Below are 23,087 nucleotides of genomic sequence, written 5' to 3' on the forward strand. Positions count from 1 at the left end.
ATACAGACAAAAGACGCTCCTCTTGTTATGATTGGAGCTGTTATGTTTACGCTATCAAAGGATTGATTTAAGAAAGGGGTGCTTTCAGCTCTTATGTGGCTTACTTATTCCGTGTTCGCCGCGCTATGCTTCGGATTGCGCGGAATTTCCTATCATTGGACGAGTCAAAAAAAGCTTAATCGGAATTTGCTGCTGTGCGGAACCTTCACGATGGGAGCACTCGTGAATGGACTGTGCGCAATCGCCTTTAACTCTAATTGGACGTTAGCAGCGCTTATCGGCATCCAAATGGGGCTGTTTTCATTCGGCGCGAATGCGAGCATGTTCAAGGGGTTTGCGGTTGGCAAAGCATCGCTTGTTGCAATACTGACCGCGCTGCCGTCAGTCCTCGTCGTTATATTTGCGTATGGGCTGTGGGGGGAGAAGCTGCATGCGATGCAGCTGGTTGCATTCATCGTCATTGTTGGCGGTGTTCTGCTTGTCAGAATCTCGAACGATATTTCACTGAGCAATCTGCAAGGCGCGCAGTGGGGATTACTCGCTATGCTGCTGTTCGCGGTGAATGATCTGTCAGGAAAGTGGTCCACCATTATGGAGGCAGAGTTGTTTCCAACGATGTTCTTAATGTTCATAACCGGCGCAAGCTGCTTCGGAATCTGGTGGGTACGAGATAAGCAATTGGAACGAAGCAGACAGGAGCGGGTCATGCAGGCGGCGGGCGCACCTAAGCGGGACGTACAGGTATCGCAGCAAGCATCCTCCGGCGAGAGAACAGGAATAAGCTCCGCATCATGGAGTGAAAAACGCACATTTATGGTTGGACTTGCCATCGGTACAACGAACGCATTCGGCATGATGCTGATCATAACCGCGTTCGATCATGGCAAAGCCGGACTTGTATCCGCCGTAACAGCGCTTAATGTGCTTATTGTGCTTCTTTATACTCGCTTTGTTGTGAAGGAGAAATTCACCAAAACGGAGATTACCGGTATTACGCTGGCATTTGTCGGCATTTTGCTGATGAGGCTGTTTGGAGCTTAACAAAATAATGTAACAGTATCCGGTTTGCCGGATAGGCATTTTAACCCGTCGAATAAAGACGGGTCTATTTTTTGATGGATGAATTGCGTTTACTCGGGCTGTAATGTAATTTTGCTTATAAATAGGACGCTTGTATCCGCTGGAGACTTTAGCTGAATTTCATAGGTTCCGATTGTGGGCGAAAACAATGTAATCAGCTCGTTATTGATCTCTTTAATAATAATGCCGCTAGCCGTCGAGCGTTCGTCTGATTTTTTGTATGAAAGCTTCTGGTCCTTGAAGGGCCATTCTTCGCCAGTCAGATTAGATACTGCGGCTGTTACGACATCCATCCCATTTGCAAGCCACGGTTGATGCCCTTCTTCATGCTGCTCAAAGACAAGGTCAGGGAAGAAGAGAATTTCCCCGTTACGATAATAAGGGATAGAAGTACGCGGCTTTTCAAAAATCTCATCTGGCAAGGAGTAGATAAGGATTGGCGTTATGTTCTCTTTAGGTTCTTGTGTGTCAGGTACGTCCTTTACGATAGGGGGTGCTGAAGCAGGTATTACATCCATAGCGATCGAGTTGGACGAAGCTTGGCAGCCGTTGAGTAAGGATAGAAAAATGAACAAACAAATGAATTGTTTTAGCAACGACGTGCCTCCTACAACAAGCTATTTTCCATCATGCTATAGACGATGAAAAACTAGAAAAAGTTTCCTTAAGTAAAGAGATAACCTATTGAATTAATGTTTGAAAGCAATCGGGAAAAGAGGCGGCTGCTGTGAGCAATATCACATCTAAATGCTGGAAATGCTGCTACACTTGAGTTGTAAACATAATGACAGGAGTGGTCATAATGGAAGACAACCAAAAAAGGTTCACGAACAACTATCTGCAGTTTTGCTATACATGCCTGGAAGCCCACCAATGTGATGAAGAAAGCAAATGCGTAGCCTGCTGGGAAAAGAACGGGATTGATATAAAGGAAGGCATGAAGGACGAAGTGTTGGACGAGACCAAGGATAATCAGACAGAAGATTTGCTAAAGCTATACGCTCTGTAGCAAGTATCTATATGCATAACAGCAAAGACCAGCTCCTATCGGGGCTGGTCTTTGCTGTTATGTGTATATTTTAAAGTAATAAAAGGGTATTGACGGTTAATGTTAAATCCTATAGGATTACTAAAGAATGAATAAATATACATAATACTTGGGGGGAAAAACATGAAAAACAAAAAGCTGCAAACGTTATTCGTTTTAATGTTGGCACTTGTGATGGTTATTACAGGCTGCGGACAAGCGAAGAACGGTAATGCAAACGGCGCGGGCACCAATAAATCAGCTGGCGCACAGGTTGAGAATCTTCCTGAAGCGATTGCTGCAAAAAAACAAATAAAATTAAAAGTGATCCGTAAAATTGGCGGAGATGACCATACAGCACAATTTCTGGCTGGAGCGAAGCAAGAAGGGGAGTCATTAGGCTTCAAAGTCGACACCTTCTCCGCTAACGGCGATACCGCTAAATTCTTGGACACACTTGATCAAGCAGCGGATAGCGGCTACGACGGCGTAGTTATATCACATGGTGACGATCCTGCTACAGTAGCTGCGGTTCAGAAGCTAAGAGACAAAGGAATTGAAGTCGTAACCTTCGATTCCGTTGACGAGCTTGCGAATATTTCCGGCGTAACGGTTACCTCGCAGGATGATGCGGCGCTTGCCCAATATGCGCTTGATCAACTGGTGAAGGAGCAAGGAGAGGACGCCAAGATTGTCTACTTATGGGTTGACGGCTTCCCGCCAATGGTTCGCCGCAACAATGTTTACAAGGATACTTTAGCGAAATATACAGGTATTAAAGAGCTTGAGCGGTTTGGCGTAGCTACCGAGAATACTTCAGTAGAAACACAAAATGCGGTTGCAGCTATGCTGACCAAATACCCTAAAGGCGAAATTGATGCAATCTTCGCCACTTGGGATGCATTCGCAATTGGAGCAGCTAGAGCGCTGATTGAGGCTGGGCGTACGGAGATCAAAATTTACGGCATTGATGTCTCGAATGCAGATTTGCAAATTATGCAGGAAGAGAACAGCCCATGGGTCGCAACTGCTGCTGTTGATCCGAAAATGATTGGTGCCGTGAACGTAAGACTGCTCGCTAAGAAATTAGCGGGAGAAGAAACACCTGCTTCTTACCATTTAGACGCTACGCTTATCGATCAGGAGAAATTGAAAACATCGGCAGAGCCGGTCAATATGGTCACACTTGCTAGTATCATCCCAGGCTGGGGCATTTCTGATGCCTTCGCAGAAGACTGGATGAAAGGCTTGAAAGCGATACACACCAAATAATAATAATGGTTTAATTGATTTACCCTACAAGCGCCCTTATCCACTGAGATATGGGCGCTGTATCCTGTTTAGAGAGGAAGGTGCGCCTGGTGACAGTATCAGCGGCAAGCCGTCTAGAGATGAAACAGATTTCAATTGCCTTCCCAGGTGTGAAGGCGTTAACGGATGTGGATTTCCATACCGCCGCAGGCAGAGTGCATGCGCTGATCGGAGCGAACGGAGCGGGAAAGTCGACGCTTATGAAGGTGCTTGCTGGCGCGTATGGGCATTACACCGGTCATATTCTGATGGACGGCAAGGAAGCTCGAATTCGCTCTCCTAAGGAAGCGAAGCAGCATGGCATTCAAGTGGTTTATCAAGAGGTAGATACCGCATTAATTGCCAATCTGACCGTTGGTGAAAACATTATGCTGGAGAAAACCGTGCATGACATGACAGGCCGTCACTGGGTTCGCTGGAAGGGGCTGCATCAATCAGCGCAAGCTATTTTGGAGCGAATGAATGTAAAGGTTTCTACGAGAAAGCTAATACAAGATTTGACGCTGGCGGAGAAACAAATGGTGCTGATTGCCCGTTCGGTTGCGATGAAATGTCGTTTTCTCGTATTGGATGAGCCAACTGCTCCGCTTAGCAAGACGGAAACAGAGCAGCTATTCCGCCTCGTACGGCTATTGAAATCGGATGGGGTAGGCATTATCTTCATATCCCACCGACTGCCTGAGCTATTTGAAATATGTGATGATATTACAATAATGAGGGACGGCCGGCTTGTCGTAAGAGATGAAATAAGGAAGCTTGATCATCAGCAAGTTGTGGAGCATATGCTTGGCGCCAAATTGGACGGTCAATTTCCATGCAGGAAAAGAGAGATTGGCGAGATATGCTTTGAAGCAAGGGGCATTCATGACAGCGGCAAGGTGAATGATGTTGATCTGCATATACGCCGTGGAGAAATCGTTGGCCTAGCGGGATTGGTTGGCGCTGGGAAGACCGAGCTGTGCCGCGCTCTGTTCGGTGCTTCTCGGGCGTCAACCGGAGATATGTATTTGAATGGACGGAAGCTTCGAATCAAATCGCCTCATCAAGCTGTACGCAGCGGCATAGCACTTGTTCCTGAGGAACGGCGCCGCGAGGGAATATTTGTCGATGAAGCTGTTTCTGTTAATTTGACCGCAGCAAGCTTATCTAGATTTGCCAAATGGGGATCATGGCTTAGTTCTGCAGCGGAAAAGAAGGCAGCTGTTGAAATGATCGCAAATCTAGGCATCAAAACACCCAATGAACAAGCAAAGGTCAAAAACCTTTCAGGCGGAAACCAGCAGAAGGTTGCAATTGGCAAGTGGCTCTTGGTTGATGCGGATGTATATATTTTTGACGAGCCGACTAAGGGTGTCGATGTAGGGGCAAAGAGAGATATTTATGATTTAGTTGCGGAGCTCGCCGCCCGAGGGAAATGTATTTTGTACGCATCCAGTGAAATTTCGGAAATGACAGGCATTACGGACAGGGTGTATGTCATGTATGACGGGCGCATGATTAAAGAGCTGGAATCAGATAAGACGAATGAGGAAGAAATTTTATTGTACAGCACGGGAGGATTATGAACATGAATGCTGCTGGTTCTATGCGAGAGAAAAAGCCGTTTCACTTCTTTGAATTTTTATATAAATACGGAACGCTTATTACCATTCTGCTGCTTATCGCGGTATTCGGAACAATGACGGATAGCTTTCTCAATTCATCCAATATCATTAATATTTTGCGGTCCATATCCATCGTTACGATTATTGCAATCGGTCTTACCGTTTCGCTGGCTGTTGGCGGCTTCGATCTGTCTGTAGGATCAACAGCTTCGCTGGCGAATGCGCTAGTCATCTCCATGTATGTGTGGCACGGACAATCTGCTGGCTTAGGCATTGCGATTACGATTGCTTTCTGCCTTGTTGTCGGATTGATAAATGCTTTTCTTGTCATCAATTTCAAGATTCAGGATATGCTGATGACGCTCGCGACCATGTTCGTCTTTCAAGGCGTTGCACTGACCTACACGCGTGGGGCTACGATATCCCAAAATATGATTATGCCAAACGGGGATTTCGCTACGGGACAAATACCAAAGGCATTCGGGAAAATTGGACAGGTCCCTTGGATCATTGTCATTATGCTAGTCGTGGTGGCAGCAGTTCATTTATTTCTGAATTACACGAAGCATGGACGTTATATGTATATGATTGGCGGCAATCCCGAGGCAGCTAAGCTCTCTGGCATCGCAGTCAGCAAGTACCGATTAATTGCTTATTTGGTATCTGCATTATTTGCTGCAATTGGGGGAATTGTGCTCGGTGCGCGTATTATGAATGCGGAGGTCAATGCGGGCGGACCTTATTTAATGGATGCTGTTGCAGCTGCTTTTATCGGTTATTCGGTACTAGGTGCAGGGAAGCCTAATGCCTTCGGCACTTTTGCCGGAGCGGTGCTGATTGGTATTTTGTCTAACGGTCTCATTATGCTGTCCGTTCCTTATTATGCGATGGATATTGTGAAAGGGTCTGTGCTGGCATTAGCGCTGGCTATCACTTATTACAAGAGAAAATAAAAGAGGAAACCCTGGCACTATGCGTCAGGGTTTCTTGCTATAAGGAAGGATGTTACTGCTGACCGGGACGAATACGAACAACACCGATCTCTGATGCATTGATCGCAATTGCATTGCCGCCTTGTCCTATGCTTGCGCTGGCGCCTTGCTTCAGCTTGATATTTGTTCTGCCGTTGCCAAACTTAATTGTATTTTTTGACGATTTTTTTCTCATGCCTACACCCCCTCTCATGCTTGCCTGCCTCACAGGTGAAGACAGATTAGCGGCGGGCCGATTTCTTGTGCATGAGAATATTTACGGCATTGCTTGCCAGAACATTGCCTTGCTGCGCGCTTGCCGCCGCTGACTGATGAATAAGAATGATCAGATAGCTGTTCTTGCCTACACGGTATCTAAGCGTTTGTATTTTGGAGCGGATCATACTATACCTCCTTCATGAGCCGTTTAAAGCTTACTAGATAGCATATGAAAGATTCATAGTGGAAGTATCCGCTAATGATAACCGTCAAACCTCTCAAATTAGTGATGATTATGCACCAAGATTGCTCCTCGGTGTAATATGCAAATATTAGGAGGATTTCGTTTCTATTTGACCCGAATTCTGTTATTCTACTGAAGAAAGAAACTATAGAATGGGGGTGAGCCGCTATTAAAACGGTTACTGTATATGATATTGCTAGGGAAGCTAACGTCTCAGTAGCCACTGTGTCACGCGTTATCAATAATACAGCGCCGGTCAAAAAATCGACGAGAGACCGTGTAATGGAGTTGATAACGAAGCATCAATTTCAGCCGAATGCGCTTGCGAGAAGCTTGTTCAAGAAGGAAACTGGGATGATTGGCGTTATCCTGCCGGACATTACAAACCCTTTTTTCCCCGAGGTGCTGGCTGGTCTGGATCAGGAGGCGCGCAGCAGAGGGTATACATTCTTTCTATGCGATACCGTGTCGACAAATGGCGATTCTGTTGAGCAATATGTGCGTGAATCGCAATATTTAAATATTCTTATGGAGAAGCAGGTAGATGGCATCATCATGATTGGCGGAAGAATCAATCTGTCAAAGCCGAGCAAGGAGCTGGTCGGTGAGGTTGTTGAAGCTAGCAAACGGGTACCGCTTCTACTTATTAATGGCAACTTGCCAGGCGAAGGAATGGCACGTGTATATGCCGATGAGATTGAGGGAGCTGAGCTCGCAACGCAGCATCTCATCGATCTTGGACATCAGAAAATTGCTTTCGTGGGCGGGTTTAAACGAATGTCCAACACGATTCAGCGCATTCGTGGCTTTATGAAAACAATGGAGAAGAATAGGCTGCAAATCCGCAATGAATGGATAATGGATGGGGGCTTTTCCGTAGAGAGCGGCAAGTTATTCATGAATCAGCTGCTTCAGCTGCCGGAGCGTCCAACTGCTGTTTTTTGCGCGAACGACTTAGTAGCTATCGGTGTAATGAAGGCGGCACACAATGCCGGAATTCGCGTTCCTGAAGAGCTGTCGCTAATAGGATTCGACGATATACCCTATGCCTCTAACAGCATTCCAGAATTGACGACGATCTCTTTGAAATGCTATGACGTTGGGCGGAGTGCAGCAGAGCTGCTTCATCAAATGATCGCCAAAAACAAGATAAGCAAAAGCACAAAAATAAGGCCTGAGCTAATTGTCAGGGAGTCGACAGCCCCACCGCGAGCAGAGAATGAACATTATGAATCAGTTTTAAAAAAATAAATTGACAACGCTTACATTTGTGAATAAAATCAAGTTGTAAAAAGATTATATGGCGTCGCCGCTAAAAATGTAACCCGTTACATAATCAGCTAAGCTTCTTCCTACAAAAGCTATTACACAAATACACATCAGAGTACCGTGCAGAATTGCGTTCTGTTAATACCGGTCTTGGAGTGTATTTATTTTTTTCTATAAATGTAACGGGTTACATGAAACGGGTTACATTAATCGAGCTCTTAGTCCATTTCGTTGGAGGTTATAACATGTCCATGGAAATTGAAACGAAAGCAGCCGTGAAATTTGACAAGAATGCCGTAATCATTGAAGAAACCTCTCAAATTCTACTCTGTGCCTCGTTATTTTACTTCCGCATTCCAAGAGCGCTGTGGAAAGAGCGGATGGAGCAGCTCAAAGCATTCGGCTATAACAGCATCGATGTTTATTTTCCTTGGAACTATCATGAAACGGCCGAAGGGAAATGGGATTTCGGCGGAGAACGTGACATAGCGTCATTTCTGGAAGCAGCGGCGGAAGCCGGATTATACGTTGTTGCAAGACCAGGCCCTTATATTTGCTCCGAATGGGACGGTGGAGCCTTGCCTGCTTATCTGCTGACAAAGGGGCTGAAGCTTCGAGATAATGATGCAGGCTTCCTCGGATATGTTGCGAAATGGTTCGACCGCATACTGCCATTGCTAAAGCAGCATCAAGTCGGAGAGGGAGGTACCATAATCGCCGTTCAGCTGGATAATGAACTCGACTTCTACGACTGTCATGACCCTAAAGGCTATATTAGTGCCTTGCGAGATATGGCCCTGAACCACGGCATTACGGTACCGCTGTTCGCTTGCGCGGGGCAAGGAGGCTTGCTGCAAGCATCGGGGCTGGCAGAGGAAGTGGTTCTGACCTGCAACTTCTATCCCAATAACCGAGAAGCAGAATTTGAGCAGAAGGTGCTTCATTATAGTCAAACCTTAGCAGCACTGGGTTATCCGCTGCTCGTTACAGAAACGAATCGTGCGCATTATTTGCTTCGTAGATTGCTTTCCTGCGGGGCTAAGCTGCTTGGACCGTACTTGCAGGTGTCAGGCACGGATTTCGGATTTACAAACGCTACGAACAATTGGGGTAAACCGCTGGCGTTTATGACCTCGGATTATGATTTTGGCGGGATGATCTCACCGGAGGGACATATTCGCGAGGAAGCCTATGAAGGGCGGATGCTCGGCCGAATGATCGCTGCATTCGGCGCCCCGCTTGCAGAAGCAGTTGCCGAAGGTGGAATATCCTCCACATGGAACTTAATCGGAGACCGGGCAGGAATAGCAGGCCCCTTCGTGCTTCAGCTAAAAGGCGGCGGCAGCTTACTATTTATTACGAATTTGGATGAACGTAATAAAGAAGTTGCAATTGCAGCTGCAGCTAACGAGGACGCTTCTGCTGCTGAATACGGCATTACGCTAATAGCTGGAAGGTCGCTAGCGCTCCCATTCGAAGTTCCGTTAAGCCTTTGGGGCTTCGAAGGGCTGCTCGAAAGCTCGACAGCGGAGCTCTATCTAACGGAACAATCAGCTGAAGTAACGGCGCTTTTTTTCCACACGGAAGGAAGAGGCGAAATAAGGATTCGAATAGATTCGCCAATCGATGTAAATGCGGTTCATGCAGCTTGCGAATTGTTGGAAGGCCGGTTAACAATCTCCTTCGACGGCGAAGAGGATAGCTGCTGTGAGATCGTTGCGGCAGATGGGCGAAAGCTGAAGCTTTATATAAACGATAGAAGGAAAGCGCTCCATATGGAGGGGCTGGACGAAAACGGAGCCATCCAATTAGGGAATCCGTACATTTATTCAAGCATTCCAGAGGAAGCGGCGAGCGAATGGAAGCTCACCTTATTCGATGCAGCAGCGCCTTTGTCCGTAAATGACGAGCGCAATTCATTCATTTTGGAGAAGATGGATTACTTAGAACAGGCAGGAATATATCGCGGCTATGCCTTCTATGAAGGCGCTGTGCAGTTGATGCAAGGGCAAGCGGTACAGGGCTATTTGATTAGACAAAGCAGTGATGTCGTATCGCTGTATGCAGGAGGCCAATATGCTGGAACTGTAACGCCTGGCGGAGGCAGCGCCTATCTTCCATACTCCCATGCTCTTCAAGACGGAAGGCTGTTTGCCAGAGTAGAAACGTGGGGCCATTCCAACTTTGATGACGCAAGGCTGCCGGGGCTTCGTCTCCATTCCATGAAAGGGATGAAAGACGTGTCGGCGATAACAGAAATTCGCAATCTGAGCAGCAACTGGAGCGTATATCGCGCATCGGACCGGGTGTTGCGAACGGAGCTTATTGAATCAACCGATTACACGATGTGGCCGCTCGTTAACTTCGGAGGTTGGCTGTCTCCGGATCATCCGGCTTTCGAATATTACCGGAATACATTTAAGGCATCCGAGGACGCCAGCTCGTGGACGCTGCATTTCAAAGGTTTACAATCACTTGCCCGTTTGTTTGTAGGAGGTCGAGAATTGGGTTCTATTCATCCATTTGATCCTTATTTCGATATTTCGGAGCATGTTGTGGCTGGAGAAACCGTTGAGCTTGCGGTATACGTTGAGCGTGTGCTTGGTTTGCCATCCGGACAGGTCTATTTGTATGAAGGCCATAAGGCTTCTGAATGGGCAGTGAGAGCAGCGGAGGAATCAGAGCTGTTTGAGCATGCAGAGAGAGAGCGAATAAACGGAGCGCCAACAGAATTGCCTATCACGCTTGAACCGGGTGAGACTGCATGGCTGTATGCTTCGACCGTTAATTCGAAAGCGGCAGCAGGCTGGAGGGCAAAGGCAGCAGGCACCGGCCTTAAGCTGACCGTATTCCTGGAGGGGCGAATCGTTGGCCGAATTTGGCTGCCGAGTGATACGGGCAGACCTGTGTTGACGGGTGGCAGCCCGGATTCCTTCTATCTACCGGGAGCTTGGTATGAAGAGGGAAAGGGAAGCTTGGCGATTATGCTTGAGGCGGTAGACCTGGAGAAGCAAGGACGATTGGAATCTATTCAATTCATATCCGTCTAGTGAACAATTCGAGGGGGAAATAGAATGGAAACAGCCATTGCCGAAAGGGAGCCGGAAAGGAAGCTTCAGCGCATGAGCGGCGGCAAGCTCAAACGATTTTGGAATAACAAAACATTGCTGCTCATGTGCTTGCCGGCCATCGCGTTCTTTATCGTCTTTGCTTATCTGCCGATGCCCGGACTGTATTTAGCATTCATTAACTACAATTACTCCGACGGCATTTTCAAAAGCCCGTTTGTCGCATTCGATAATTTTCGTTTTCTTGTCATTAACGGTGACTTGTGGCGGCTCTCCTTCAATACAGTTGCCTATAATCTGGTATTCATCGTTCTTGGAAATGTGCTGCAAATATTTGTAGCCATCCTTTTAAATGAGATTCGCCGCAAATGGTTCAAAAAAATAACGCAAACCTTAATGTTCCTGCCCCATTTCATATCAGCTGTGCTTATCGGTCTGATCGCGTATAACATATTGAGCTATGATTACGGAATATTGAACAGCGTTCTGCAATCGTTTGGCATGCAGCCTGTCAAGACGTACTCTGATCCGACAATATGGCCGTTTATCATTGTGCTGACCTATCTTTGGCAGTCAACCGGCTACGGGTCGATCATTTATTTTGCAGCCATCATGGGACTTGATAATGAAATTATCGAAGCATCAGAAATTGACGGCGCGAATGCTTTTCAACGCATTATGTATATCGTGCTTCCTTGGCTGAAGCCAACCTTCATCATCCTCATGTTGTTCTCGCTCGGAGGCATTCTCAAAGGAAACTTTGGTTTGTTCTTCAACCTTGTAGGCGCAAACAATGTAGCTTTGTATCCAACGACTGATATTATTGAAACGTATGTGTTCCGTGCTCTTATGACGAATTTTAATTTCTCGATTGGCAGCGCGGTGAGCCTCTATCAATCCGTATTTGGTTTTATAGTCGTCTTGACTGCAAACTGGCTTGTGAGAAAGGCGTCGCCCGAAAACTCGTTATTTTAGGAGGTGTCGAATATGGAAAATAGGGAAGAATCACGAAGCATCCGTACGGATATTAGCGGGATTATCGTTAAGTTTTTCGGATATGTGTTCATTTCGTTTTTTGCGCTATGCTGTCTGCTGCCTTTCTTGCTCGTGCTCGGCACTTCGTTTACGGCGGAGGGGACGATTAAGAAATATGGCTTCAATCTGTGGCCGCGTGACTTTAGCACCTTTGCGTACAAAATCGTTTTTGAGAACCCTGATCTTATTATCGGCTCCTACCTTGTGACTATGGCGATCACCGTTTTGGGGACAGCATTAGGCCTCTTTCTCGTTGCAATGACCGGGTACGCGCTGCAGCGTCCAGACTTCGGATACCGGAACGGCATTTCATTTTTTATTTATTTCACAACGCTGTTTTCCGGGGGACTTGTTCCTTTCTACCTGCTGATGACCCAGTACTTGACGCTCAAGGACAATTATTTGGCCGTTCTGCTGCCAGGGCTGCTGAGCCCGTTTCTCATTATTATGATGAAAAGCTTCGTACGCTCCATCCCGCATGCGATTACCGAATCTGCCAAAATCGATGGAGCAGGCGACTTTACTATTTTTCTAAGGCTGATTCTCCCCATGACGACACCGGCTCTAGCAACAATAGGTTTGTTTATCGCTCTAGGCTACTGGAATGAATGGTATAACTCCATGCTCTTCCTCTCGGCGGATATGAAGTATCGTCCTCTTCAACTGTTCTTGTATAACGTGGTGACGAGCGCCGACTTTATTCGTAACTCGTCAGCGGCATCCAATGTGCCGCTTCGCGATATGCCGCTAGAATCTATGAAGATGGCTACCGCAGTGGTCGCTACCGGACCTGTCATTTTGTTCTACCCATTTGTACAAAAGTATTTCATAAAGGGAATTACAGTTGGTGCTGTAAAAGGTTGATGTGCCGCGGGCTCTAACGGGCCACTTCACATAACGGGCGCTGCCCGATTTATGAAAACAAAGGGGAGAATTGCGATGTTGAGTGTCAAGAAGGTTTCCGCTTTGCTAATCGCCATCATGATGATCATTAGTCTTGCAGCTTGTTCAGGCAGTAATAGTAAGAAAACAACGAATGGCAGCAAGGGAGCAGATACATCCAAGTTCGTCAAAATCAGTTATGTGGTGCTTGGCGACAAGCCCAAGAACGGACAGTTCGAGAAGGTTCTAGCTGAGGTTAACAAAAAAATGAAAGAAAAAATTAATGCAGAGCTCGAGTGGAAGTGGGTCGAGTGGGCAGATTGGCAGACCAAATACAATCTGCTGCTGGCGTCTGGTGAAGCGATCGATCTGATTACGATCGGTACCGATTGGCTCGATACATGGGGCAACGCACAGCGCGGCGCCTTTATGAAGCTGGATGATTTACTGCCGGAATATGCGCCGCAAACGTGGAACTCCATTCCGAAAGAGGATTGGGCGGAAAGCAAATATAATGGCAAAATCGTACTCATTCCTGAGAATGATTATACACAATGGGTAAACCACGGCTTCTTCTACCGCGGAGACTGGGCGAAGGAAGCGGGCATTACCGACCCCATCAAGGATTGGGAAGGCATTGGCAAATATCTTCAGTTTATAAAGGATAACAAGGAAGGCGTAATTCCTTGGGATGCCGTTGCATCAACAAGCATATGGGGAGGTTTTGCACAGTCCTATACAGATGAGCTAGAGCTGCCGATCTCAACAGGATATTTACCGGTATTTACGACGAAATCCTTCGAAGAGAAATATACGGTAGTGAGCCCGGTATTTGAGGATACCTTCTTGGATTTCGCTACGATGATGAAGAGTTGGGCAGATAAAGGGTACTGGCGCGAGGATGTGCTGAACAATAAAAATGATAATCGCTCTGCTTTGCGTGCTGGATTGTCGGGACTTGATCAGCATCATACGCAAACCTTCGGCGGCTTGCGTGTGACCATGGACAAGGACCAGCCGGGCTCTGAGCTGCAAATGTTTCCTTTCGGACGTACTAGAGGCAATAATTTAACCGTGCTTTCGATTACACATGGCGGTACATCCGTCGGTGCGCATAGTAAAAACCCAGAGCGCGCTCTAATGGCTTATGATTTAATCCGTAACGATAAGGAAATTTATCAACTGATCAATTATGGCATTGAAGGGGTTCAGTATGAAGTGAAAGACGGCAAGCGTATGCAGCCAGCCGGCTATGACGAAACGAAGGATTCATTCTATGCTGACTTCTGGGGCGGCCGCGTCGATAAATTTGAAATCCCGAGTGTAACCACATGGGATAAACTAGAAGAAACACTGTATGCAGAATATGACAAAATCAAGAAGCCTTATCCATATGGCCAATTCGTGTTCGACAAAACGCCGGTTGAGGCTGAGCTTACCGCGATTACGCAGGTAACGGGCGAGATGGGGCCTGCGATTACGTATGGGAAAGCAGGAGAACCCGCGCAAGCCGTCGAGAAATTCCGCAGCAAGCTGAAGACAGCTGGCTACGACAAGGTGCTTGCCGAGCTGCAGAAACAAATGGATGCTTATAAGAAACTGATCGAAGGATAAGAATAGAGCCATAAAGCGCAAGGGGAGTCTTCATGCACGAAAGTGCAGAACTTCTCTTGCGCTTTTTTTAATTGTACCGTGATAATGATTTAACTTATGTTTTGTGCACCATAGGGCTGCCCAATATGCATGGGTTGCTAGTGCAGAAGGAGGCGGGATTAGCGGGAGCTTTTGCAGTTAGCAAGCTGCTCTATTCGCTCTTCCTATAGTGAGCAGGAGTTATGCCAGTGAGCTTCTTGAACATGCGGTGGAAATGGGGTAGGCTTTCGAAGCCGCAGCGCTCTGCAATATCTGAAATATTGACATCTGTCTCCATAAGCAGCTCCTTCGCATGAATGATTCGTTTCGTCGTGACGTACTCGGTTACGTTCAGGCCGGTCAGCTTTTTGAATACACGGGAGAAATGGGCAGGTGTTACGGAAGCCAGCTTAGCAAGATGGGATAAGCCTAGCGGGCTGTCCGGGTGCTCATCGATATACGTTAAAATTGTCGTCATCCATCCCGGATGCGAGTTTGAGGTCGTTTGATCCGCTTCAGCGCTGTTTAGAATACGGCCTAGAAGCAGCAAAATTTGCTGCATATGCAGCAGCACCGCTTGTCGATACCCCTGCTGTTTCTCCGCTTCTTCCGTGTGAATATTCTCAATCAAGCTTATCATCTGTTGCTTTTCTTGTGTCGTTATCGCGAGCTTGTACGCTTTGCGCCGCTTGGCTTGCTCAAAGCAGCGCAAATAAGAGAATGAATCGCCTAGCGGCTGGCTATGTACGAATGATGCATTGAAGAACAAGGCAGTTGATGTCTTCGGATTGTCAGGATCGGGAAAGGAGCGGTGAATCGTATTGCCGGGTATCATGAATATATCACCTGGGCCTGCATCATAGATCGTTTGATCGATAAAAAAAGTGCCTCTGCCGCTATAAATATATACGAGCTCATACCAATCGTGAAAATGATCAGGCAGCTCATTCTGAGCGCTCTTCGTATCCTTATAGACCATTTCGAACGGAAAAGCAGTCACGGCATCAAACTTTTTGCGATAGGGATACATATACAAACACCTCATTGGCAGCTATAGTCAGCCTCATTGTAGCAAATATCAAAAAAGAGTACAAATAAGCAATAATAGAGCATTTAATACATCGATATTGTTATCTATAATGAGAGTATAAACATTAAGCTAGAAAAGAGGCGACAAGGTGAGAATTGATGCGCATCAGCATTACTGGAGTATTGAGCGAGGAGATTACGGCTGGATTACACCGGAAATTCCGGTTCTTTACCGTGATTTTTTGCCTGAGGATATGGAGCCTCATTTCATCAACCATCAATTAGACGGCACGATTGTCGTGCAGGCGGCGGCAACGCTGGCAGAAACTGATTATTTGCTCGAACTCAGCGAAACAACGGATAGCATTATCGGTGTCGTGGCTTGGCTTGATCTTGCTGATCCTCATTACCGCAGCCATTATGAGAAATTCGCAAGCCATCCGAAGTTTGTCGGCTTTCGTGTCATGATCCAAGAGATGTCGGATGCGAATGCGGTGCTTGAGCCTCATTTCGTGGAAGCGCTCACTTTTTTTGCCGAGCAGGATGTTCCGGTGGATCTGCTTGTCGTGTCTCATCAGCTCGAGCCAGTCGTCTTGCTGCTTGAGAAAGTGCCGGGCCTGCGCGCTGTCATTGATCATATTGCGAAGCCGCGCATTCGGGAAGGCGTAGTTGAGCCATGGCAAAGCCAGATGCAGCAAATTGCTTCGCATCCTAATATATTTTGCAAGCTGTCGGGCATGGTGACGGAGGCCGATCATAACAATTGGAAGCCGTCCGATTTCTCAGCGTATATATCGGGGGTGCTGGAATGGTTCGGACCGCAAAGAGTGATGTTCGGTAGCGACTGGCCAGTTTGCCTGCTTGCAGCGACCTACAATGAAGTAATTGAAATATTGCAGGAGGCTATTCCGGCCTCGTGGAGTGAAGCTGAACGGGAGAGGCTGTTCGGACTAAATGCGAAGGAGTTTTATAAATTATGACTATTTTAAATCGCGATCATCTGAATGAGCAGCAGCGCTCCAGTATGGAGCAAGCCGTGAGTGCGCCGATTACTGTACTGCAAATTGGCGAGGGCAACTTCCTTAGGGGTTTCTTTGATTGGATGATTCATGAATGCCGCAAATTGGGCTTATATAAAGGAAGCATTGCCGTCAATCAGCCGAGACCAGGCGGCAAACCGAAGATCGATGCGTTGGCCGAGCAAGACGGACTATTTACGCTTGTCATTCGCGGCTTGGAGAATGGCAAGAGCGTTCAGCGGAAAGAGGTTATTTCGGTATTCGGCAGCGTATTTGACCCTTATTCCAATTGGGATGCCTATCTTGCCCAGGCTGAGAATCCAGATTTGCAGCTAGTCGTATCCAACACGACGGAAGCAGGGCTTGTCTATCGGCCGGAGGCGCTGGTGGACGGGCAGCCGATTCAGTCATTCCCCGGCAAGCTCGCGCAGCTGCTGTATCGTCGTTTTACGTTCTTTGATCGCGACCCGCAGCGCGGCTTAGTTTGTTTGCCTTGTGAGCTGCTGGAGCGCAATGGTGATGAGCTTCGCAACTGCATCCTGCGCTATAGCGACGATTGGGGCTATCCTGAAGCATTTAAGCAGTGGATAAGGGAGCATAATCGGTTTTTGAACTCACTTGTGGATCGGATCGTAACGGGCTATCCGGACGAAGTGCAGGCTGAGGCATGGTTTAGCGAATGGGGTTACTCCGATCCGATGTTAAGCACGGCTGAGCCCTATCATCTATGGGCAATTGAAGGGGAGCCAGAGCTAGAGAAGCTGCTGCCGCTGCGCCAAGCGGGACTTAATGTTCACTGGGTAAGCGATTTGCGTCCTTTCCAACTTAGAAAGGTGCGTATTTTGAATGGTGCCCATACCCTAATGACGCCGCTTGGTCTTCTGCACGGGATGGAGCAGGTTCGGGAAACGATGGAGCATCCGGCATTTGGGCCGCTTGTTCGCGGGACGGTAGAAACGGAAATTATTCCATCGCTTGCCATTGCCCAGGATGAGCTGGAGGCTTATGCCGCCGATGTGTATGAGCGCTTTCTTAATCCATTCATTCGCCACCGGCTTGCGGATATTGCGATGAATAGCTTGAGCAAATTTAAAGTGCGGCTGCTTCCTTCCCTGCTCCATTATGCAGGTGAGGACATAGCTGTCCCGAGCGGATTAGCGCAGGGCTTTGCCGGCTTGCTGCGGTATTACAAGGTCAAGGCGACGGATGCAGGCTTCGAGGGCACGACGCTGGACGGCAAAGCTTATATCGTTCGCGATGATGCGGGATTGCTGGAGCTGATAGAAGCTGTATGGACAGAGGCAAGCGAAGAGAAATGGACACTTCCGCAAACGGTCGAAAGACTGCTTAGCTTAGAGAGCGTATGGGGACGGGATCTGGCGGCGGAATGGCCAAAGCTCACAAAGGTACTGAGCGAGAATATTGCGGAAATGGAGCGGGAAGCCAATGAATAGCTGGGTTCGATTACATGAGGATGATCACGTCATCATTGCGCTGCAGCCTTTCGCCAAAGGAGATAAGCTGCTGCTGCAAGGTACAGGCCACGAGGCTGGCTTGAATGCGGAGGGTGTCTATTCACTGGAGCTGCTGGATGATGTACCGAAGGGCCATAAGATACTGACGCATGCCGTTCGTGAGGGCGAGCATGTGATGAAGTTTGGCTACTCGATTGGCGTGGCGAAAGAGGATTTGAAGCCGGGCACATGGGTGCATACGCATAATATGGGCACGGGCCTCAAGGGTTTCCTTGAATATGCCTATGAGCCGTCAGCAGTTGAGCCAGCTGAAGAAGTATCGTCTGCTGCGGAGCGCATGTTCCAAGGCTATATTCGGGACAATGGCGAGGTAGGCATACGCAATGAAATATGGATTATTAATACGGTTGGCTGCATTAACAAAACTTGCGAGATCGTAGCTAGAAAAGCATATGCGAGGTATGAGGGGCGAGTGGATGGCGTTTATCATTTCGCACATCCCTTCGGCTGCTCACAGCTTGGTGATGATCTCGTCCATACCCAGAAGCTGCTTGCCTCGCTCGTGAATCATCCGAATGCAGCAGGCGTGCTTGTTATCGGTCTAGGCTGTGAGAATAACCAAATCGACGCTTTCAAACGGGCGATTGGCGAGCACAGCCCAGAGCGAGTCAAGTTTCTGAAATCACAGGAGGCAGAGGATGAAATTGAGGAAGCGCTGGAGCTTGTAGATGAGCTTGTCCAATACGCAGAGCGATTCAAGCGTCAGCCAGTACCGGTATCCAAGCTGAAGCTTGGACTGAAATGCGGCGGCTCGGATGGTTTATCCGGCATCACAGCGAATCCGCTTGTAGGCGCAGTCTCCGACCGTCTAATTGAAGCAGGCGGGACGGCAATACTGACTGAGGTACCGGAAATGTTCGGTGCTGAGACTATACTGATGAATCGTGCGGCAAATGAACAAGTATTCGGGAAAATTGTTCATTTGATCAATGATTTCAAACAATATTTCATTAAGCATGATCAAGAAATTTACGAGAACCCATCGCCGGGCAATAAGGCAGGCGGCATTAGTACACTGGAAGAGAAATCACTTGGCTGCACTCAGAAAGGCGGCCATGCTATTGTGCAGGATGTCGTACCCTATGGTGAGCGCATTACGAGCAGAGGGCTAAATTTGCTTGAAGCGCCGGGCAATGACCTCGTTTCTGTAACGGCATTGTCAGCAGGCGGTGCCCATATTGTACTGTTTACGACTGGAAGAGGCACGCCGTTTGGCGGCCCTGTGCCGACGGTCAAAATTGCGACCAACAGCGAGCTGGCTGGCCGCAAGAAGAACTGGATCGATTTTAATGCGGGGCAGCTGCTGGAAGGCAAAAGCATGGATACATTGACGGATGAACTGTGGGAACAGCTCATCAGCCTTGCTTCAGGCGAGCTGCAAACGAATAATGAGCGGAATGGCTTTAAGGAAATTGCTATTTTTAAAGACGGCGTTATTTTATAGAAGCAGTTGAAGGCGGCAGCTCGTTTCCGACAATGGCTTGTACACAAGCGAAAAGGGTAGGGTGAGATGGAATGAAATACCGCAAGCTTGGAAAAACCGGATTGGATGTGTCCGTGCTCAGCTTTGGCGCATCATCGCTGGGATCGGTCTTCAGAGAGACCGATGATGCGGAAAGTGTGCACACCGTTCATACAGCGGTCGATTTAGGCATTAATTTAATTGATGTCTCACCTTATTACGGCTTAACGAAGGCAGAGACAGTGCTGGGCAAAGCGATTGCCGAGCTTCCACGCGATCGCTTCCTATTAAGTACGAAGGCTGGCCGCTATGGAGCGGAGCAATTCGATTTCTCCGAGCAGCGCATAATTAGCAGCGTGGATGAAAGCTTGAAGCGTCTGAAAACGGACTATATTGATATTTTATTTTTGCATGATATTGAGTTTGCACCATTTGCTGAGGTTGCAGAAGGAGCCTTCTTGGCGCTGGATAAGCTGAAGCAGCAGGGGAAAATCAGGTTTTCCGGCGTTTCGGGACTTCCTCTGGCAGTATTTGAACAGTCGCTCGCCCATAAAGAGCTGGATGCGGTGCTCTCTTATTGCCACTACTCGCTAAATGATTCGTCCTTGCTTGGAACCGTTCCGCTTATAGAGGAGAAGGGAGTTGGGCTCGTGAATGCTTCGCCGCTGTCAATGGGATTGCTTAGTACACGACCAGCGGCCGATTGGCATCCCGCTAGTGCGGAAATTCGTGAGGTTTGCAAGCAGGCAGCCGACTACTGCGCAGCTCAAGGAGCAGATATTACAAAGCTGGCAGTACAATATTCAACCGCGAATGAACGGATTCCAACTACACTTGTCAGCACCGCTAACCCGGTCAATATTCGTAAGAATATTGAGTGGACCGATGAGGCGCTTGATCAAGAGCTGCTAAATGAGGTGCTGGCTATACTGGAGCCCATTCATAATAAAAGCTGGAAAAGCGGAAGACCAGAATATAATGCAGACATTATCTTATAAAGGAGGTGCTACGCAAGGTGAAAGCGATTGTATGTGAACAAGTGGATCAGTTGATGTATGTCGAACAGGAGGAGCCGGCTTTGCAGCCTGAGACAGCGGTTGTCCGTATTCACAGAATTGGTATTTGCGGTACTGATATGCATGCGTTCAAAGGAAACCAGCCCTTCTTCTCCTATCCGCGAGTGCTGGGCCATGAGCTTGCAGGTATCGTAGAGCAGGCGGATGATCCGAGTGGAAGCGTCAAGATCGGTGATCAGGTGAGCATTATTCCTTATATGCACTGCGGCGTATGTATTGCTTGCCGTAATGGCAAAACCAATTGCTGCACCGATATGCGGGTGCTCGGCGTCCATATTGACGGCGGCATGCGGGAGAAGCTTGTCGTTCCGGTATCGCATTTGCTTGTAACGAATGGATTGACGCTTGACCAAGCGGCGGTGCTGGAACCGCTGAGCATCGGCGCGCATGCGGTTCGCCGCGCTGAGCTTCGGGCAGGAGAAACCGTGCTCGTCATTGGTTCTGGGCCGATCGGGCTGGGCGTTATGGCCTTTGCGAAGCATTGCGGAGCACGTGTTATTGCTATGGACATTCAAGAGGAGCGATTGGCATTTTGCCGTCAGTGGGCGAAGGTAGATGAGACCGTGAATGCGCTGCAAGGCGCTAAGGAGCGTCTTGCAGCATTGACGAATAACGAATTTCCGACCGTTGTCGTCGATGCCACAGGAAGTGCGAGATCCATGACCGATGCATTCGGTTTGGTAGCGCATGGAGGCAAGCTTGTCTATGTTGGTCTTGTCAAAGCGGATCTGACCTTTAATGATCCTGAGTTTCATAAGCGGGAATTGACGCTTATGGGCAGCCGCAATGCGACGATTGAGGATTTTGCTGCAGTGATGGCGGCGGTTAAGAGCGGCAGTGTGGAAGTGGACAGCTTCATTACGCACCGCGTGCCTTTCGCGGAAATGATCCATCATTTCGAGAGCTGGCTGAAGCCGGGATCGAAGGTTATTAAAGCGATGGTAGAGTTGTAAACGGGGACGATTTCAATAGAAGTCCGGTTCAGGTCGCGAGACCGTAACCGGGCTTTTTTGTGTTTGAATATAAAATACAAAAAAAGTATTTTTAATATCAAATATGAATTGATAATCATAGTTAAAAAGGATTATATTTAACTCACTCCACTAACAATTAATGATAAACCGAATGAGAGAGGATATGAGCATGAGTCTGATCAAAGATTATTTGCTGCAGCTATCATTAATTGCGATCCCATTATTTATATATCAGGTGTTTTTTGCTGAGCGTCTTCTTCAGAAACGATACGCTGATTTCATGTTGTCCTTGCTGTGGGGAGTATCTGTATTTCTCTGCATGTCTATGCCTGTTAGATTCGGTGACGGCAGCCATTTGGATATCCGAATCATCCCATTGCTGCTGGGTACATTATACAGCGGCTATAGAATGGGTTTATTTCTCACGGTGTTAATTATAGTCTATCGTTTCAGCATCGGCTTCGATCTCGGGTTTTACAATACACTATTTTCATTGGCTTGCTGCGTTCCTCTGTTCTTATATATTTCGAAATCGTTCACGAAACAAAAGCCTGAGAACAGAATTAAAATAACGGTTTTCCTGTCTGTGTATTATACGCTTGTCGGAATTACTTCATTTTATCTTCTTGGGGGCATTACTTCTAAAACCCTTTCTCTCTATATTATACATTTCTCTTTTGTAGTCGGACTTACGTGGCTGTTCGCTGCTTTAAACGAAAAATTAACGGAAGTGCATCAATTGCGCACTGATTTCCAAAATTCGGAGAGACTGCGTGTGATTGGTGATTTAACAGGAGTATTTGCGCATGAGATCAGGAACCCATTGCAGGTGACAAGAGGCTTCCTTCAACTGCTTGCTGCAAACGCTTTTTCCGATAAAAGGGATCAATATGTCCAAATTTCGATTGAGGAATTGGATCGGGCCAATGGCATTATTAATGATTTCTTATCCTTCGGAAAGCCAAGCGAAAATATCGATGAACGAGTAAATGTCGGAAATGAAATGAGAAGGGTCGTTAATCTTCTTCAAGTATATGCTTCTTCTTGTGATGTTTTAATCGAATTAACCATTAGTGATGTTTGTTTCATTCAATCCAATCCCCAAAAATTAAATCAGGTACTCATCAATATTGTGAAAAATGCGATAGAATCGATGCCGAATGGCGGTACGGTCGAAGTTAGCTGTACGCCTGATTCGACTAAATATATAGAGATCGTAGTGAAAGACTACGGAATAGGCATGACGAAGGAACAACTGAATGGTCTAGGCTCGCCTTACTATTCTTTAAAAGAGAGTGGGACAGGCCTTGGCATGATGGTTAGCTACCAAATCATTCGATCCATGCAGGGGAAAATAAAGGTGACTAGCATAAAAAATGAAGGAACTATATTTTCAATACAAATTCCGAGAATAAGCTAGGTGGATAGGCAACTTCATCTAGCTTATTCTCGTTCACTTTCTCGTCACATCTATTAGACGTATAGAAAAATCCATCCCGTAAATAGAAAAGTCCATTCCGATCATTTTTATTTAGTGTAACATAATAAATGTTGCTGATAATGGTTATCAATCGCAAGCGAATAACCATGAACAGCGTATTTTTTTAACTATTATTGAGAATGATTATCTCTGATAATATTTATGACGAT

General features: G+C 47.2%; 20 protein-coding genes. 16 read left to right on the forward strand and 4 right to left on the reverse strand.

The features are described from left to right. The first annotated feature begins 93 nt into the window (after positions 1–93). The gene (locus CEF13_RS04850; RefSeq protein WP_102709676.1) at positions 94–1,041 is read left to right on the forward strand and encodes a DMT family transporter; all 948 of its coding nucleotides are present in this window, start codon (positions 94–96) and stop codon (positions 1,039–1,041) included. 89 nt (positions 1,042–1,130) lie between these two features. Here the strand turns inward: CEF13_RS04850 and CEF13_RS04855 are convergent, their stop codons facing one another. Next, positions 1,131–1,676, reverse strand: a complete 546-nt coding sequence (locus CEF13_RS04855) for a hypothetical protein (RefSeq protein WP_102709677.1) — start codon at positions 1,674–1,676, stop codon at positions 1,131–1,133. A 206-nt stretch (positions 1,677–1,882) separates the two neighbouring features. Here CEF13_RS04855 and CEF13_RS04860 point away from each other — a divergent pair, with 206 nt between their 5' ends. The 4 genes from CEF13_RS04860 (at position 1,883) to CEF13_RS04875 (ending at position 5,975) form a co-directional block, all read left to right on the forward strand. Further along, the gene (locus CEF13_RS04860; RefSeq protein ID WP_102709678.1) at positions 1,883–2,089 is read left to right on the forward strand and encodes a hypothetical protein; all 207 of its coding nucleotides are present in this window, start codon (positions 1,883–1,885) and stop codon (positions 2,087–2,089) included. 162 nt (positions 2,090–2,251) lie between these two features. Next, a complete protein-coding gene (locus tag CEF13_RS04865) occupies positions 2,252–3,379 on the forward strand; it encodes a sugar ABC transporter substrate-binding protein (protein WP_102709679.1) in 1,128 nt (375 codons plus the stop codon). Between the two features lie 119 nt (positions 3,380–3,498). Further along, complete coding sequence (locus tag CEF13_RS04870; RefSeq protein ID WP_102716208.1) at positions 3,499–4,983, forward strand: sugar ABC transporter ATP-binding protein; 1,485 nt, start codon at positions 3,499–3,501, stop codon at positions 4,981–4,983. Between the two features lie 2 nt (positions 4,984–4,985). Further along, a complete protein-coding gene (locus CEF13_RS04875) occupies positions 4,986–5,975 on the forward strand; it encodes an ABC transporter permease (protein WP_102709680.1) in 990 nt (329 codons plus the stop codon). Between the two features lie 52 nt (positions 5,976–6,027). On the opposite strand, the gene CEF13_RS28705 is transcribed toward CEF13_RS04875, so the two are convergent. Beyond that, positions 6,028–6,189: a hypothetical protein gene (locus CEF13_RS28705; RefSeq protein WP_166742949.1), complete on the reverse strand. Its 162-nt coding sequence runs from the start codon at positions 6,187–6,189 to the stop codon at positions 6,028–6,030. Between the two features lie 46 nt (positions 6,190–6,235). After that, the gene (locus CEF13_RS28710; RefSeq protein WP_166742948.1) at positions 6,236–6,397 is read right to left on the reverse strand and encodes a hypothetical protein; all 162 of its coding nucleotides are present in this window, start codon (positions 6,395–6,397) and stop codon (positions 6,236–6,238) included. A 227-nt stretch (positions 6,398–6,624) separates the two neighbouring features. Here CEF13_RS28710 and CEF13_RS04880 point away from each other — a divergent pair, with 227 nt between their 5' ends. The 5 genes from CEF13_RS04880 (at position 6,625) to CEF13_RS04900 (ending at position 14,324) form a co-directional block, all read left to right on the forward strand. Next, on the forward strand, positions 6,625–7,707 hold the full coding sequence (locus tag CEF13_RS04880; RefSeq protein ID WP_102709681.1) for a LacI family DNA-binding transcriptional regulator: 1,083 nt from the start codon (positions 6,625–6,627) through the stop codon (positions 7,705–7,707). Between the two features lie 263 nt (positions 7,708–7,970). Further along, positions 7,971–10,775, forward strand: a complete 2,805-nt coding sequence (locus CEF13_RS04885) for a beta-galactosidase (RefSeq protein WP_166742947.1) — start codon at positions 7,971–7,973, stop codon at positions 10,773–10,775. A 72-nt stretch (positions 10,776–10,847) separates the two neighbouring features. Continuing rightward, positions 10,848–11,768 carry an ABC transporter permease gene (locus CEF13_RS04890; protein WP_243864865.1) on the forward strand — a complete coding sequence of 307 codons (921 nt, stop codon included), beginning with the start codon at positions 10,848–10,850 and terminating at the stop codon, positions 11,766–11,768. Between the two features lie 12 nt (positions 11,769–11,780). Continuing rightward, positions 11,781–12,692: a carbohydrate ABC transporter permease gene (locus CEF13_RS04895; RefSeq protein WP_102709684.1), complete on the forward strand. Its 912-nt coding sequence runs from the start codon at positions 11,781–11,783 to the stop codon at positions 12,690–12,692. A gap of 75 nt (positions 12,693–12,767) precedes the next feature. Beyond that, complete coding sequence (locus CEF13_RS04900) at positions 12,768–14,324, forward strand: DUF3502 domain-containing protein (protein ID WP_208414769.1); 1,557 nt, start codon at positions 12,768–12,770, stop codon at positions 14,322–14,324. 190 nt (positions 14,325–14,514) lie between these two features. On the opposite strand, the gene CEF13_RS04905 is transcribed toward CEF13_RS04900, so the two are convergent. Continuing rightward, positions 14,515–15,372 carry an AraC family transcriptional regulator gene (locus CEF13_RS04905; protein WP_102709685.1) on the reverse strand — a complete coding sequence of 286 codons (858 nt, stop codon included), beginning with the start codon at positions 15,370–15,372 and terminating at the stop codon, positions 14,515–14,517. A 148-nt stretch (positions 15,373–15,520) separates the two neighbouring features. Between CEF13_RS04905 and CEF13_RS04910 the strand changes: the two genes are divergently transcribed. From CEF13_RS04910 to CEF13_RS04935, 6 genes are all read left to right on the forward strand, one after another. Then, positions 15,521–16,351, forward strand: coding sequence for an amidohydrolase family protein (locus tag CEF13_RS04910; protein ID WP_102709686.1), 831 nt, complete (start codon positions 15,521–15,523; stop codon positions 16,349–16,351). Beyond that, positions 16,348–17,844, forward strand: a complete 1,497-nt coding sequence (locus CEF13_RS04915) for a tagaturonate reductase (protein ID WP_102709687.1) — start codon at positions 16,348–16,350, stop codon at positions 17,842–17,844. Before CEF13_RS04910 ends, CEF13_RS04915 begins: the two co-directional genes overlap by 4 nt. Beyond that, complete coding sequence (locus CEF13_RS04920) at positions 17,837–19,369, forward strand: UxaA family hydrolase (RefSeq protein ID WP_102709688.1); 1,533 nt, start codon at positions 17,837–17,839, stop codon at positions 19,367–19,369. Before CEF13_RS04915 ends, CEF13_RS04920 begins: the two co-directional genes overlap by 8 nt. Before the next feature lie 71 nt (positions 19,370–19,440). Beyond that, positions 19,441–20,385, forward strand: coding sequence for an aldo/keto reductase (locus CEF13_RS04925; RefSeq protein WP_102709689.1), 945 nt, complete (start codon positions 19,441–19,443; stop codon positions 20,383–20,385). Between the two features lie 17 nt (positions 20,386–20,402). After that, entirely contained in the window at positions 20,403–21,416 is a 1,014-nt protein-coding gene (locus CEF13_RS04930) for a zinc-binding alcohol dehydrogenase family protein (RefSeq protein ID WP_102709690.1), read from the forward strand. A gap of 190 nt (positions 21,417–21,606) precedes the next feature. Beyond that, the gene (locus CEF13_RS04935) at positions 21,607–22,857 is read left to right on the forward strand and encodes an ATP-binding protein (protein WP_166742946.1); all 1,251 of its coding nucleotides are present in this window, start codon (positions 21,607–21,609) and stop codon (positions 22,855–22,857) included. Positions 22,858–23,087: the final 230 nt, after the last annotated feature.

This window comes from Paenibacillus castaneae (genome assembly GCF_002884445.1).
Lineage (GTDB): Bacteria > Bacillota > Bacilli > Paenibacillales > Paenibacillaceae > Pristimantibacillus > Pristimantibacillus castaneae.